General features: G+C 63.5%; 15 protein-coding genes. 8 read left to right on the top strand and 7 right to left on the bottom strand.

Features of this window, described 5'->3' with window-relative positions:
- Positions 1-155 precede the first annotated feature (155 nt).
- Positions 156-1,316 carry an MFS transporter gene (locus tag EN869_RS18240; RefSeq protein ID WP_127227037.1) on the top strand — a complete coding sequence of 387 codons (1,161 nt, stop codon included), beginning with the start codon at positions 156-158 and terminating at the stop codon, positions 1,314-1,316.
- Positions 1,317-1,321: 5 nt separating this feature from the next.
- Here EN869_RS18240 and EN869_RS18235 read toward each other — a convergent pair whose 3' ends face one another.
- On the bottom strand, positions 1,322-1,858 hold the full coding sequence (locus EN869_RS18235) for a hypothetical protein (RefSeq protein ID WP_127227038.1): 537 nt from the start codon (positions 1,856-1,858) through the stop codon (positions 1,322-1,324).
- Between the two features lie 115 nt (positions 1,859-1,973).
- Here EN869_RS18235 and EN869_RS18230 point away from each other — a divergent pair, with 115 nt between their 5' ends.
- From EN869_RS18230 to EN869_RS18220, 3 genes are read left to right on the top strand one after another with little or no spacing between them, the layout of a single operon-like run.
- Positions 1,974-4,049 (top strand): prolyl oligopeptidase family protein, encoded by a 2,076-nt coding sequence (locus EN869_RS18230; RefSeq protein WP_127227039.1) that lies wholly within the window; start codon positions 1,974-1,976, stop codon positions 4,047-4,049.
- Between the two features lie 46 nt (positions 4,050-4,095).
- Positions 4,096-4,218: a hypothetical protein gene (locus tag EN869_RS18225; protein ID WP_041003987.1), complete on the top strand. Its 123-nt coding sequence runs from the start codon at positions 4,096-4,098 to the stop codon at positions 4,216-4,218.
- Between the two features lie 50 nt (positions 4,219-4,268).
- Positions 4,269-5,648 (top strand): aspartate aminotransferase family protein, encoded by a 1,380-nt coding sequence (locus EN869_RS18220; protein ID WP_127227040.1) that lies wholly within the window; start codon positions 4,269-4,271, stop codon positions 5,646-5,648.
- 323 nt (positions 5,649-5,971) lie between these two features.
- Here EN869_RS18220 and mmsB read toward each other — a convergent pair whose 3' ends face one another.
- Complete coding sequence (mmsB, locus tag EN869_RS18215) at positions 5,972-6,871, bottom strand: 3-hydroxyisobutyrate dehydrogenase (protein WP_348630810.1); 900 nt, start codon at positions 6,869-6,871, stop codon at positions 5,972-5,974.
- 8 nt (positions 6,872-6,879) lie between these two features.
- On the bottom strand, positions 6,880-8,046 hold the full coding sequence (locus tag EN869_RS18210; protein ID WP_127227042.1) for an isobutyryl-CoA dehydrogenase: 1,167 nt from the start codon (positions 8,044-8,046) through the stop codon (positions 6,880-6,882).
- Between the two features lie 139 nt (positions 8,047-8,185).
- Between EN869_RS18210 and EN869_RS18205 the strand changes: the two genes are divergently transcribed.
- The 3 genes from EN869_RS18205 to EN869_RS18195 are packed head-to-tail and all read left to right on the top strand — an operon-like array spanning position 8,186 to position 10,885.
- Entirely contained in the window at positions 8,186-8,803 is a 618-nt protein-coding gene (locus EN869_RS18205) for a dimethylsulfonioproprionate lyase family protein (RefSeq protein WP_127227043.1), read from the top strand.
- Entirely contained in the window at positions 8,803-10,272 is a 1,470-nt protein-coding gene (locus EN869_RS18200) for a cobyric acid synthase (protein WP_127227044.1), read from the top strand. Before EN869_RS18205 ends, EN869_RS18200 begins: the two co-directional genes overlap by 1 nt.
- 46 nt (positions 10,273-10,318) lie before the next feature.
- Positions 10,319-10,885 carry a lipocalin-like domain-containing protein gene (locus tag EN869_RS18195; protein WP_127227045.1) on the top strand — a complete coding sequence of 189 codons (567 nt, stop codon included), beginning with the start codon at positions 10,319-10,321 and terminating at the stop codon, positions 10,883-10,885.
- Positions 10,886-10,887: 2 nt separating this feature from the next.
- Here EN869_RS18195 and EN869_RS18190 read toward each other — a convergent pair whose 3' ends face one another.
- The 4 genes from EN869_RS18190 to EN869_RS18175 form a co-directional block, all read right to left on the bottom strand.
- Positions 10,888-11,304, bottom strand: coding sequence for a VOC family protein (locus EN869_RS18190; RefSeq protein WP_127227046.1), 417 nt, complete (start codon positions 11,302-11,304; stop codon positions 10,888-10,890).
- 83 nt (positions 11,305-11,387) lie between these two features.
- A complete protein-coding gene (locus EN869_RS18185; RefSeq protein WP_127227047.1) occupies positions 11,388-12,221 on the bottom strand; it encodes an AraC family transcriptional regulator in 834 nt (277 codons plus the stop codon).
- An 83-nt stretch (positions 12,222-12,304) separates the two neighbouring features.
- Positions 12,305-12,475, bottom strand: coding sequence for a hypothetical protein (locus EN869_RS18180; RefSeq protein WP_108702979.1), 171 nt, complete (start codon positions 12,473-12,475; stop codon positions 12,305-12,307).
- 51 nt (positions 12,476-12,526) lie between these two features.
- On the bottom strand, positions 12,527-13,312 hold the full coding sequence (locus EN869_RS18175) for a TSUP family transporter (RefSeq protein WP_127227048.1): 786 nt from the start codon (positions 13,310-13,312) through the stop codon (positions 12,527-12,529).
- A 107-nt stretch (positions 13,313-13,419) separates the two neighbouring features.
- Here EN869_RS18175 and EN869_RS18170 point away from each other — a divergent pair, with 107 nt between their 5' ends.
- Positions 13,420-13,851, top strand: a complete 432-nt coding sequence (locus EN869_RS18170; RefSeq protein ID WP_127227049.1) for a TerB family tellurite resistance protein — start codon at positions 13,420-13,422, stop codon at positions 13,849-13,851.
- Positions 13,852-13,854: the final 3 nt, after the last annotated feature.

Below are 13,854 nucleotides of genomic sequence, written 5' to 3'. Positions count from 1 at the left end.
GGAAGCGACATGCCGGAGGGGGAGGGTGCGCGAGCGTTCCCTGCGGCGCCGGCGCTCCTGACAGGGTTTGGCTGGAGCATCCGCTTTCGCCGGCTGTGGGCCTTACGGCGACCCGCCACAACGGCTAAGCCTCCAGGCGATTGGAGCAGGAAACGATGGCTCTGGCGGATTCAAAGAGCAGCGAGAGCGTAGAGTGGGCCGCGATCACCGGCGTGATTGCGACCGTGTCGGTGTTCGCCATCGCGCAGGGGCTTTCCTATCCGCTGCTGAGCTTCATCCTGCAGGGGCAAGGCGTTTCGCCGGCGATGATCGGACTGTCGGCGGCGATGACGCCGGTCGGCTTCATCCTGTCCTCGCCGCTGATCCCGGCGTTGGCGCGCCGGTTCGGGGCAGGGTGCACCGCGCTGACCTGCGCCGCGCTCTCGGCGTTGGTGCTGGCACTGGTCGGCTGGACGCAAAATGTCTATCTGTGGTTCCCGCTGCGCTTCCTGATCGGCGTGGTGACCAATCCGCTCTACGTGCTCAGCGAAATCTGGGTGATCGCGCTGGCGCCGCCGGCGCGGCGCGGCCGCGTCATGGGCATCTATTCCACCATCATTTCGGCCGGCTTCGCGGCCGGGCCGCTCTGCCTACTTGCTGTCGGGACCGAAGGCTGGCCGCCTTTCCTGGTCGGCATCGGAGCTTTTCTGTTCTGCGGCGGCTGCCTGGCCGCGGTGGTGCGCCGGCTGCCTAAGGTCGAGGAGGCCGAGAACAAGGTTTCGGTGCTGGGCTTCATACCAATGGCCTGGCTGCTTTTGTCGGCGGTGATCGTTGCCGCCGGTTTCGAGCAGGCGATCCTGGCGCTGCTGCCGGTCTATGGGACGCATTACGGTATTCCCGAAGCGCGCATGTCGGCGCTGCTTTCGGTGATGATCGCCGGCAACATCGCCATGCAGGTGCCGCTCGGCCTGCTCGCCGAACGGTTGACGGCGCGCCTGGTGCGCTTCGGCTGCGTCGCCGTGACGATCCTCGGCTGCGTGCTTTTGCCGGCCCTGATCGAGACGCCGCTGATCTGGGTTTGCGTCTTCGTCTGGGGCGCGGTGTCCTACGGCATCTACACGATGTCGATCATCGAGCTCGGCGAACGGTTCACCGGCTCGGCGCTGGTCGCCGGCAATGCGGCCTTCTCGCTGATGTGGGGTTTCGGCGGCATCCTCGTGCCGCCGCTCACCGGCGGTGTCATGGACGTCGTCGGCGCCGCCGGACTGCCGGTCGCGCTCGGCGCGATCTGCGCAGCGCTGGCGGCGGCGACCATTTTTCGCCGGCGGGTCGTCTAGGCGGCTCAGCGCTCTTGCCGTCGGAAGATTGCCCAGAGATCGCAGTCGGCGTGTCGCTCTTCGGGATGTGTACTGTGCAGCAGATCGCGAATTTCGACTGCGCGATCGAAGTCCTCCAACAGCCCGACATTGGATAGTTCCGTGTTCGCGAAAACGTCCGGAAAGCCGCCGCAATTGCTCAACGCGCTGTTGCCAACGACCTTGTCCATGAGGTCGTAACCGAGGAACGCAAACCCGCCCCACTCGAGCGAGCGCACATCGATCGATGGTTTTCGGATCACGCCGAGGATATTGAGGCCTTGCGTATCCGGAAGTTCAGAGAGGAGGAAATCCAGATCAACGAAGAAGCCAAGCATGAAGTCTTCGTTGACGATGTGAGGCCAGTAGCTGTCCTTTATCTCGCCAAGTGCTGCCGGGCAGAGCATTCCATCGAGTGTGACCACCTCGTTCAGTTGCGTCAGGCCTGACCAAGCGACGTAGCTCTCCCAACGAGGACCGTCGGATGGGCCAAACTTCTCCGTCGCTATGTATAGCCGCTGCACGAGGGGTCCCACTCGATGGCACGATTTCGTTCGTCCTTTTTACCGGCTGCAATTGAATGTCGGTAGCGCCATGACAATGTTTGTGGCACCGAGCGTGACAAATTCCGGAGACCGCATGACCCAATCGAACGCACAAGCGCAGCCTGACCTGGCCGACAAGGCCGAAGACAATTTCCTTTGGCTGGAGGATCGCAACGGCAAGGAAGCGCTCGACTGGGTCCATCGCCAGAATGCGTTGACGGTCGCCGAACTGCAGGGCGATCCGTCCTATCAGGCGACGTTCGAGACCGCCCTCGACCTGATGACGGCCGAAGACAACATGCCGGTCGGGGCCGCACTTGCCGGTTACGTCTATAATTTCTGGCAGGACAAGACCAATGCGCTCGGCCTGTGGCGGCGGACGTCGGTCTCATCCTACAAGACCGACAGGCCGGATTGGGAAACGATCATCGACTTCGATCAGCTGTCGGCGAAAGAAGGCGTGAAGTGGGTGTTCGGCGGCGCCAGCCGGCTCTATCCGGATTTCGATCGCTGCCTGCTCTTTATGTCGCCGGATGGCGGCGACGCCAGCGAGATGCGCGAGTTCGACATCGCGACGAAATCCTTCGTCGAGGACGGGTTTCGCGCTCCGGCGTCCAAGTCTGGCTTTTCCTGGCTGGACAAGGACGCGGTGCTCGTCTCGGCGGCTTTCGAGGAAGAGGACAAGACCCAGTCCGGCTATCCGCGCGTCATCAAACTCTGGCGACGCGGCACGAAGCTCGAGGATGCGACGCCGATCTTCGAAGGCGAGAAGCAGCATCTCGCGGTCGGCGGCGGTGTCGAATATGACGGCGACAAGCGGCATGTGCTGCTCGGCAAGACGCTCGACTTCTTCACCTCGCACAGTTTCCTGCGCCTGGCTTCGGGCGAAAACAGGCGCATTCCGCTGCCGGACGACGCCACCGACACGGCGATCTTCAAAGGCCAGCTCGTCTTCGGCGTGCGCAGCCCGTGGACGGCACCTGACGGCACACGTTGCCTGCCCGACGGGCTTTACTCGGTCGATTTCGATCGCTGGATCGCGACCGGCAAATTCGGTCCATTCGAGACCGTGCTCGCGCCTGCGCATCGCGTTTCGATCGCCGGGCTGGCGAGGACGCAAGACCGGCTGTTCATCAACCTGATGGACAATGTGCGCGGCAAGGTCATCGCCTGCGACCGCGCCGCAAATGGCTGGTCGCTTAAGGCGGTGGCTCTACCCGAGAACGGCAATGTCGGCATCAGCCATGCCGAGCATTTCGGCTCCAGCGTGTCGTTCTCCTTCACCGATTTCCTGACGCCGAGCTCGATCATCTGGTCGGATGACGATGGCGAGACGCTCAAAACCGTGAAATCGCAGCCGGCCCGTTTCGATGCCTCGCCGTATGTTTCGGAGCAGTTCGAAGCGCGCTCGAAGGACGGGACGATGATCCCCTACTTCGTGGTGCGGAGGCGCGACCAGAAAGGGCCGGCGCCGGCGCTGCTCTACGGCTATGGCGGCTTCGAAGTGCCGCTTTTGCCCGGCTATGCCGGCATTCGCGGCAAGCTCTGGCTGGACAAGGGCAACGCCTATGTCCAGGCCAATATCCGCGGCGGCGGCGAGTTCGGTCCGGCCTGGCATCAAGCGGCGCTCAAGGGCAAGCGCCAGAACGCCTTCGACGATTTCGCGGCGGTCGCCGAAGATGTGGTCGGGCGCGGCATCACCACCGCGGCGCAGCTCGGCATCCAGGGCGGCTCGAATGGCGGCCTGCTCACCGGCACCTCGCTGACGCAGCGGCCCGAGCTGTTCGGCGCCGTCATCATCGACGTGCCGCTGCTCGACATGCTGCGCTACACCGAACTGCCGCCCGGCGCCTCGTGGATCGCCGAATATGGCGACCCGTCGAAGCCGGAGGAGGCGGAATGGCTTGGCGCCTATTCGCCCTATCAGCATGTCGAGGCGAACGTCGCTTATCCGCCGGTGCTGCTGATGACCTCGACCGCCGACGACCGCGTGCACCCCGGACATGCACGCAAGATGGCGGCGCGGCTGCAGGAGGCAGGTCATGGCCGGACGCTGTTCTTCGAGGAGACCGAGGGCGGCCATGGCGGGCGCGGCGACCGCCGGCCGCAGGCGGCGCAAACGGCGATGCGTTACATCTTTCTGCAGCGGTCGCTCCGTAAGACTGCATGACTGGGGTGGCTTGAATTTTAGGCCTCGGGCGGCATAAGCTGCCGCCATGATCCGCTTCAGCACATCTGGCGCCTTCGGGGTCGCGGTGACGCCGTCACCGCGGACCCTTCGCGCCGAGCTTTTGCGGCTGTGCGCCCGCATCGGCTATTCGCCGCCCGCCTTCCTCTGAGAATCCGCCCCGGCCGTTGCCGGATTGATTCAAGAGGAAAGATCAAATCCATGACCTATCAGAACTATTCGCTGAAGCAGCTTCAGCAGATCGACGCCGCGCATCACCTTCACCCCTTCACCGACCACAAGGAGCTGCGCGAGGCAGGCTCGCGCATCATCACTCATGCCAAGGGGCCGTTCATCTACGATGCCGACGGCACCGAAATCCTCGACGGCATGGCGGGCCTTTGGTGCGTCAATGTCGGCTATGGCCGCGACGAGCTGGCCGAGGCGGCCTACGCGCAGATGAAGGAGCTGCCTTACTACAACTCCTTCTTCAAATGCTCGACGCCGACACCGGTGCTGTTGTCCAAGAAGCTGGCCGAGCTGGCGCCCAAGCATGTCAGCCAGGTTTTTTACGGCTCGTCCGGTTCGGAAGCCAACGACACGGCCCTCAGGCTCGTGCGCCACTACTGGGCGCTCGAAGGCAAGCCCGAGAAGAACCGCGTCATCTCGCGCAAGTCGGCCTATCACGGCTCGACCATCGCCGGCACCTCGCTCGGCGGTATGGAGCCGATGCACAAGCAGCTCGGCGGCGCGGTGCCCAACATCGTCCATGTGATGATGCCTTATGCTTACGAGCTGGCGCTGCCCGGCGAGAGCGACCATGATTTCGGCATCCGCGCGGCCAAGGCGGTCGAGGACGCGATCCTCGAAGCCGGCGCCGACAAGGTCGCCGCCTTCATCGGCGAACCGGTGATGGGTGCCGGCGGCGTAAAAATCCCGCCGATGAGCTATTGGCCGGAAGTCGAGCGCATCTGTCGCAAATACGATGTGCTCTTGATGCTGGACGAGGTCATCACTGGCTATGGCCGGACCGGCGAGTGGTTCGCGGCGCAGACCTTCGGCATCGAGCCCGACACCATCACCACCGCCAAGGCGCTGACCTCCGGCTACCAGCCGCTGTCGGCGCTGCTGGTCGGCGATCGCGTGGCCAGGACGCTGGTCGAGAAGGGCGGCGAGTTCTATCACGGCTACACCTATTCCGGTCATCCTGTGGCCTGCGCGGTGGCGCTGAAGAACCTCGAGATCATCGAGAAGGAAGGGCTGGTCGAGCGCGTCAAGAACGACACCGGACCCTATTTCGCGCAGGCCCTGCAGGAGCGGATCGCCGGGCACAGGCTGGTCGGCGAGGTGCGTTCGATCGGCCTGATGGGCGCGATAGAGATCGTCAAGGACAAGGCGACCAAGGAACGCTATCTGCCGTCCGGAAGTGCGGCGGTCGTCGTGCGCGACCATGCGATCGCCAACGGCATGATGCTGCGCGCTACCGGCGACACGATGATCCTGTCGCCGCCGCTGATCTGGACGCGCGACACGATCGACATGGCCTGTGATCGGATCGCCAAAGCGCTCGATCTCGCGGACGCTGATTTGCGGAAGCGCTGAGGGGATATTGACCGGGCGCTCCTCAATGGGCACCCGGTCCATTCCTGAACGCCGTGGGTGATGTCTCCAAAACGCAAAAACCGCGCCCCAACGGGAACGCGGCTTTGCCAAATACGCATGGCGTTTCGCGACAAGAATACTTGCGAAACTTACGGGCTCCGGTACGCGAGACCTGATCCGGAGCGCCGGGCAGACGCGATGTCCGCCTCGCAATCCGTTTTAAAGGCACATCGTTACCGGTGAGTTAGCGAGACCTTAAGCAAATCTAAATTTGCCGGCTTTGGGTCGAAAAAATCCGCTAATAACCGTTCGAAAGCAGGTGCTTAGCTTTTATTGCCGCGCAGGAAATTTATGATGCCGGAAAAATCGACGCCGGCATGCCCTTGCGCGTTGAACAGCGCATAAAGTTGCGTGGCCTCGGCGCCGAGCGGGGTCACGGCGCCCGCGCTCTGCGCGGCTTCCTGCGACAGTTTCAGGTCTTTCAGCATCAGAGCAGCAGCAAAGCCGGGCTTGTAATCGCGGTTGGCGGGCGACGCAGGCACCGGACCGGGCACGGGGCAATAGGTGGTGAGCGACCAGCATTGGCCGGACGAAGTGGAGGCGACGTCGAACAGCGCCTGGTGCGACAGGCCGAGCTTTTCGGCCAGCACGAAGGCCTCGGCGACGCCGATCATCGAGATGCCGAGGATCATGTTATTGCAGATCTTGGCCGCCTGGCCGGCGCCGTCGCCGCCGCAATGGACGACGCGCCCGGCCATCGGCTTCAGGATCGGTTCGGCGGTGGCGAAAGCCTCATCGGAGCCGCCGGCCATGAAGGTCAGCGTGCCGGCCGCCGCGCCACCGGTGCCGCCCGAGACAGGCGCGTCGATCGAGGGCAGGCCATGCTTGGCGGCAATGGCATGCGCCTTGCGCGCCGATTCGACATCGATCGTCGAGGAATCGATGAACAGCGCGCCTTTCTTGGCTTTCGGCGCGATGTCTTCGTAAACCGACAGCACATGCTTGCCGGCAGGCAACATGGTGATCACCACGTCCGCGTCCTTCACCGCAGCGACGGCATTGGCCATGACGGTAATGCCGTGCTCTTTCGCCACCGTAAGGTTTTCGGGCACAAGGTCGAAGCCCAGCACCGCATGCCCCGCCTTGACCAGATTGGCAGCCATCGGATTGCCCATATTGCCCAAGCCGATGAAGGCGATGGTGCTCATTTGTCTCTCTCCCAAAAGTCTGATTAGCGCCCAATCAGCGCCCGCGCTATGATGACGCGCATGATCTCGTTGGTGCCTTCGAGGATCTGGTGGACGCGGAGATCCCGCACCAGCTTCTCGATGCCGTAATCGTGCAGATAGCCGTAGCCGCCATGCAGCTGCAGCGCCTGGTTGGCAATGTCGAAGCCGATATCGGTGACGAAGCGCTTGGCCATCGCCGACCATTTACCGGCGTCCGGCGCCTTGCGGTCGAGCTTCGAGGCGGCGGCGTAGAGGAAGATGCGGGCGGCCTGCAGCTCCGTCTCCATGTCGGCAAGCCTGAACTGCAGCGCCTGGAACTGGTTGATCTTCGAGCCGAAAGCTTTGCGCTCCGAAGTGTAAGCGAGCGCCTCGTCGAGCGCCGACTGCGCGCCGCCCAGCGAGCAGGCGGCGATGTTGAGGCGGCCGCCATCGAGTCCCGCCATGGCGATGCCGAAGCCGGCGCCTTCCGCCGCAAGCAGGTTCTCGGCCGGCACCTTGCAATCCTCGAAGATGACCTGGCGGGTCGACTGCATGTGCCAGCCCATCTTGTGCTCGTTGGCGCCGAAAGAGAGGCCGGGCGCGTCCTTCGGCACCACGAAGGTCGAGATGCCTTTCGGGCCATCGGCACCGGTGCGCGCCATCACGACATAGAGGTCGCTGTCGCCGGCGCCGGAAATGAACTGCTTGGCGCCGTTGAGCACGTAGTCGTCACCGCTTTTCACCGCGCGCGTCTTCAGCGCGGCGGCGTCCGAGCCCGAGCCCGGCTCGGTCAGGCAATAGCTCGCCAGCCACTCCATCGAGGTCAGTTTCGGCAGGAAACGCTGGCGCTGCTCGTCCGAGCCAAAGCGGTCGATCATCGAGGCCGCCATGTTGTGGATGGAAATGAAGGAGGAGAAGGCCGGATCGGCGTGGGCAAGCGCCTCGAAGATCAGAACGGCATCGAGCCGCCCAAGCGCCGAGCCGCCGACATCGTCGCGCACATAGATGCCGCCGAGGCCCAGCGGGCCGGTCTCGCGGATCACATCGGCGGGAAAGTGCTTTGCCTTGTCCCAATCGAGCGCGTTGGGCGCGACGCGGTCCGCCGCGAAGGCCTGGGCCATCTCCTGGATGGCGCGCTGTTCCTCGGTGAGTTCGAACTGGCCAGTGCCCGCATCGACTGCCGCGTCCATGGCGTGCTCCCTGTCGTTTCAGGCCTTCTGGCCTGTCGTTTTTGGCTTTGCGCGCCGTTCAATCTAGACCAATGATGCCGCCGCGCAACCCGGGCCGTTGAGAACCGGCTGTGCATGGAATGACTAACGGAGCTCTTGCGTGCCGACAATTTTCGATGAGTTGCTGGAGCGATTCCACGGCTATCTTGCCGGCGTCGGCAGTGATCTGGTCGCGCACGAAGTCGCGCGCGTCGGCTGGGACATGCCGGTCCGCCCGTTAGAACCGCGCGCGCTTGGCTCCCTCCGCTATCTCGATCGCATCGCCGAGCTTGCACCGGCGGACGCCAAGCCGCTGACGCGGTTCGTTGCCGACCATCGGGACGAACTGCGCTGGGGACAGACCTATACCGCTGCCGATTTCGGTCAGGGTTTTGTCGACAATTACGGTTGGCTGGAAGTGTTCGGCACGCGCGGGCATTTCGTCAATGACGAGGTCGCGGGCGGCCTGCTGATGCTCGGGCCGAACATCGTCTATCCCGACCACCACCACATCGCCGAGGAGATCTATATCCCCCTGACCGGCGGCACGGAGTGGCGGATGGGCGAGGGAGACTTTCATAGTCGCGGCGCCGGCGAGGTGATCCACCACGCATCGAATGTCAGCCATGCCATGCGCACCGGCAAGGAACCGCTGATGGCGCTCTATCTTTGGCGCGGTGGGCCGCTGGCGCAGAAGTCGACGATCGGCCCGATGATCGACTTGAGAGGCAGGGGCTGATGGCCAAGGCGATCATGCTGCAGGGCACTGGTTCGGATGTCGGCAAGACCGTTCTGGTGGCCGGGCTTTGCCGCGCGGCCACAAATCGCGGGCTGAAGGTCAGGCCGTTCAAGCCGCAAAACATGTCGAACAATGCCGCCGTCGCCGACATTCCCGGCGAGGCCGGCGAAGGCGAGATCGGCCGTGGGCAATGGCTGCAGGCGCTGGCCTGCGGGGTTCGGCCGACGGTGCATATGAACCCGGTGCTGCTCAAGCCGCAGAGCGATATCGGCTCGCAAGTGGTGGTGCAGGGCAAGGTTTTTGGCGAGGCGCGGGCGCGCGACTACCAGACGATGAAAGCCGGACTGATGGAGGCGGTGCTCGATTCCTGGGCCAAGGTTGGCCAGGGCGCCGACCTGGTCATCGTCGAGGGCGCGGGCTCACCCGCTGAGATCAATCTCAGGACCCGCGACATCGCCAATATGGGCTTTGCGACGCGCGCCAATGTGCCCGTGATCCTGGTCGGCGACATCGATCGTGGCGGCGTCATCGCCTCCGTCGCCGGCACGCATCTTATCCTGCCGGAGGACGACCGGCGCATGATCGCCGGCTACCTCATCAACAAGTTCCGTGGCGATGTCTCGTTGTTCGACGACGGCATCAAGGCGATCGAAAAGTTCACCGGCTGGCGCTGCTTCGGCGTCGTACCATGGTTGAAGGCGGCCGGCCGGCTGCCATCCGAGGATTCGGTCGTGCTCGAACGCCTCGCTTCCGGCGAGAAACGGGCGCTGAAGGTGGCGGTGCCGATGCTGGCGCGCATCGCCAATTTCGACGATCTCGATCCACTGAAAGCCGAGCCGCAGGTCGAGGTGGTGTTCGTACCGCCGGGCAAAAGGCTGCCGGAGGACGCTGGGCTGGTTGTCATCCCCGGCTCGAAGTCGACGATCGGTGATCTCATCAAATTCCGCGAGAATGGTTGGGACCACGATCTTCTCGCTCACCGCAAGCGCGGCGGCCATGTCGTTGGCATCTGCGGCGGTTACCAGATGCTCGGCCGCATGGTGCGCGATCCCGACGGCATCGAAGGCAGTGTGACCGAGGCACAGGGCCTCGGCCTGCTCGATATCGAAACGGTGATGGAGCCGGAAAAGACGGTGCGCAATTCAAGCGCGCATTCGGTGCAGTTCGATCTGCCTCTCGAAGGCTACGAGATCCATCTCGGCCGCACCACCGGCCCGGACACGGCGCGGCCGTCGACGATCCTCAACGGCGCCGAGGACGGCGCCGTTTCCGCCGACGGCAAGGTGATCGGCACCTATCTGCACGGGCTGTTTTCCGCCGACGCTTTTCGCGCAGCCTATCTGGAGAGCCTTGGCGTCAAAGGCGGTGGCATCGATTATCGCGCCGAGGTCGAGAAGGCGCTGGATGAGGTCGCTGCCGAGCTGGAGAGGCATCTCGACTGCGACGCGATTTTCGGCTTGGCGCGTTAGGCGGATCGAAGTTCCACTTTCCATTCGCTAACGTCGGCAAAAAGCGATGCCGCTGGCCGATGGGCGGCTTTTGCGGGAAGATGGACGCAGCAACGGAGACCACGCAGATCGAATAGAGTTCACCAACCAGAGATATTGGGGATATGAAATGGCTCAAGGCTCACAAGCAAGGCAGCTTAACCCTGATCTGCTCCTCGGCAGTTGGAAGATGACGTCGTGGATGACGAGAGACGTCGCAACTGGGGAGCGGCGAGAGGCGCTCGGCCAGGATCCGCAAGGCATCGTCATCTATACGCCGGAGCGCGTCATATTTTTCATCCTCAGGAACAATCGCACTCGGCCCGAGCGGTTGCCACCATCGGACGAAGAGAAGATCGCGCTGTTCGAATCGATGTTCGCCTACTCGGGCAGCTATACGGTCGAACCGGACCGGGTCGTTCACCATGTCGACATGAGTTGGAATCAGGCATGGAGTGGCACCGAGCAGGTGCGGTTCTGCAGTGTCGACGAACATACGCTGTCTTACACGTCGCCTCCCTCGCAAAACTCATTCGACGGGCGCGAGATCGTCCATGAAGTGACCTATGTACGAGAGAGGCGCCAGGCCGCTTAAGCCTACTTCTCCGCCGCCCTCGGCCAATAGGTACCGAAGGACCAGACATTGGCTTCGGGGTCGAGGCAGATGAACTCGCGGCTGCCATAGTCGCGGTCGACCAGTTCCTGGATGATCTTGGCGCCGGCCCTTTTCGCCCGTGCATAGGCCGCGTCGGCGTCATCGACGGCGATGTAGATCGACTTGCCGCCGCCACCGCTTGGATCACCGACCATCTTGCCGTAGTCGTCGTCGCGCGCGGTGCCTAGCATGATCATCGAGGAGCCGAAGGTCAGTTCCGCATGGTGGACGATGTCGCCCTCGCCATAGCGGGCGCGCACTTGGAAGCCGAAGGCTTCGCCGAGCCAGTCGATCATCTTGGCGGCGTTCCTATAGCGCAGGGCGGGATAGATACGGGGTGCTTCGGTTGACGAGGGCATGACGATCTCCTTGTTCGCGTCGATCGGCCCAATGTCCATCATGGCCGTGTGGGCGTCTTGAAGAAATGTTACCTCGGCTAGGGCTACATCAGCGCCGCGAGCCCGGTCGGCGTTTCGCCGGCAAGCTGGCGGAACTCGCGCACCAGATGCGCCTGGTCGGCATAGCCGCAATCGGCGGCGATGCCCGCCCAGTCATCGTCCTGCTGCTTCGACAGCGAGAGCGCGCGATTCAAGCGCACGATGCGCGACAATGTCTTCGGGCCGATGCCGATCGCGCCGGTGAACTTTGCCGCCAGATGCTTGCGGCTCCAGCTGATCTCGCCGGCGAGCGCCGCAATGCGGATGCGGCCGCCTGACGCGATGACCGTCCGATAGGCCCAGGCGATTTCCGGCGAAAGCGCATGCGCCTCCGCAACGCGGCGGCTAATAAAGCCTTCTGCTATGTCGAAGCGTGTGTCCCAATCCGACGCCTCGCCAAGCCGTTCGCGCAATGCCATGCCGTCAAAGCCCAGCGCATCGTCGAGCCCGACCATGCGGTCGCGCAACTCGCTCATAGGCAGGCCGAAGAACCGTCTGGCGCCAAGCGGCGTGAAATTGACCTGGACGCAGCAGGCGCCGCCGAACGATTCGATTACGACAGGTCCGGCATAGAGGCCGGCGGCGAAGCTGGCGTAGCGGTCATTGTCGCCAGGCGTGTGGCCGAGCCCGATGGCGAAGGCTTCGGCAAAGCTGATCACCAGCGGCACGGTGAGTGAGGCATATTCGACGATGCGGAAATGGCCGGGCCTTGTCTCGCGATAGCCGCAGATATCCGTGACGATGCCTGCGAGCGAGGCGGCGGGCTTGCGCCGCACCATCTCGAAATGGAGGGCGAGACAGCGGTTATCCTGCCGATGGCGCTCCGTCTCGTCGGACATGGCGCAAGCCTAGCAGACCACGTCCTCAAATCAAAAGCGCCCGGCAGGGCCGGGCGCTCCGAGTTGCCTGAGATCTGCGAATTTCAAGCGCCGCGCATTAAGCAGCCGGCGGCAAGCACGATATAGGCAATGAGCATGATCCAAACGGACGCAAGCGGAATGAATGCAAGAACGCCAAGAGCGGCGAGAAGGCCGATGACGGCGATGACCAACGAGATAATGAACACGATTTGGGTCGGTGCACTGAGATTCATGTCTAGTCCCTCCAACATGATTCGCGCGCGCTTATTCTACCAGCGGTGCGGTCACTTACCAATTAGCTGGCGCAAGAGATTGGCCGGGTCGGCCAGCAGCTTCGCGGCTAGCGCCAGGCAGACGACCACCAGCAGCGGCTTGATCAGCCTGGCGCCGATGCGAATGGCAAGGCTGGCACCAACGCGGGCGCCAATGAACTGCGCCACGCCCATCATCAGGCCGATCTTCCAGTTGATGACGCCGACGGCTGCAAAGACGACGAAACCGCCGATGTTGGAGGCGAAATTGAGGAGCTTGGTGTGCGCCGTCGCCTTGAGCACGCCGTAGCCGGCCAGCGTGACGAAGGCCAGCATGTAGAAGGAGCCGGCGCCGGGACCGAAGACACCGTCATAGAAGCCGACCAGCGGCGGGATGATCAGCCCGAACAGGAAAGGCGACAGCCGCTCGGTGCGGTCGACGTCGTCCATGTTCGGCTTCAGCGCGAAATAGAGCGCGATGGCGATCAGAAGCAGGGGGAGCAGGGCGCGCAGGAAATCGCCGGGCACGACCGTCGCCAAAAGCGCCCCGACCGCGCCGCCTGCAAGCGCCAGCAGCGCCGATGGCAGTTGGCGGCGCAGGTCGACCTTGCCGTTCGCCGCGTAATGGATGGTGGCCGAACCGGAGCCGAACATGCCCTGCAGCTTGTTGGTGCCGAGTGCTGCGACCGGCGAAAAGCCGGCGAGCAGCAGCGCCGGGATCGTGATCAGCCCGCCGCCGCCGGCGATCGAGTCGACAAAGCCCGCGGCAAAAGCCGCGCCGACGAGGATAAGGACAGTCTGCAGCGTAAGGTCGATCATCGAGGAGGGGCACAAAGGAAGGAAACCGCAGCTTCCACCACGCTCGCCCCGTTTGCGCAAGAGCGATTCCAAGCTAACAATCCCGACGGAATAGCAAAGGGAGCTTGGTGGCGATGGCGCTGCTCGACCAGATACGTTCGATCTTCGATGGCGACCCGGGCGTTCGCAAGGTGGCGGACGATCCGGTGCTGTCGGCGGAACTGTTGATGCTGTTCCGGATGATCCTCGCAGACGGCTCGGTTTCCGAAAGCGAGATGGTCGTCTTCCGGCGCATCTGCAAGGAAGCCTTCGGCATTCCGGAAACCTCGATCGACAGCGTCATCGAATATCTCAACGACTATGGCTACGAGACCAACGGCTCGCAGGCGATCGCGCTGTTCCGCGATCTCGATGTCGAGCGCCGGAAGCTGCTTGCGCGCCACATGGCCGAGATCGCCAAGGCCGACTCCAAGCTGGCGGAGAGCGAGGTGAAGCTCCTGCGCCGCACGCTCGACCTGCTCGATATCAGCCCTGTCGATTTGGTGAAGCCGGAGGAATAGCCG

Origin of the sequence: Mesorhizobium sp. M2D.F.Ca.ET.226.01.1.1 (assembly GCF_004022705.2) — a bacterium.
Classification (GTDB): Bacteria; Pseudomonadota; Alphaproteobacteria; order Rhizobiales; family Rhizobiaceae; genus Mesorhizobium.
Note: the sequence above shows the minus strand (reverse complement) of the source record. Positions and strands in the feature narration are given on the sequence as shown.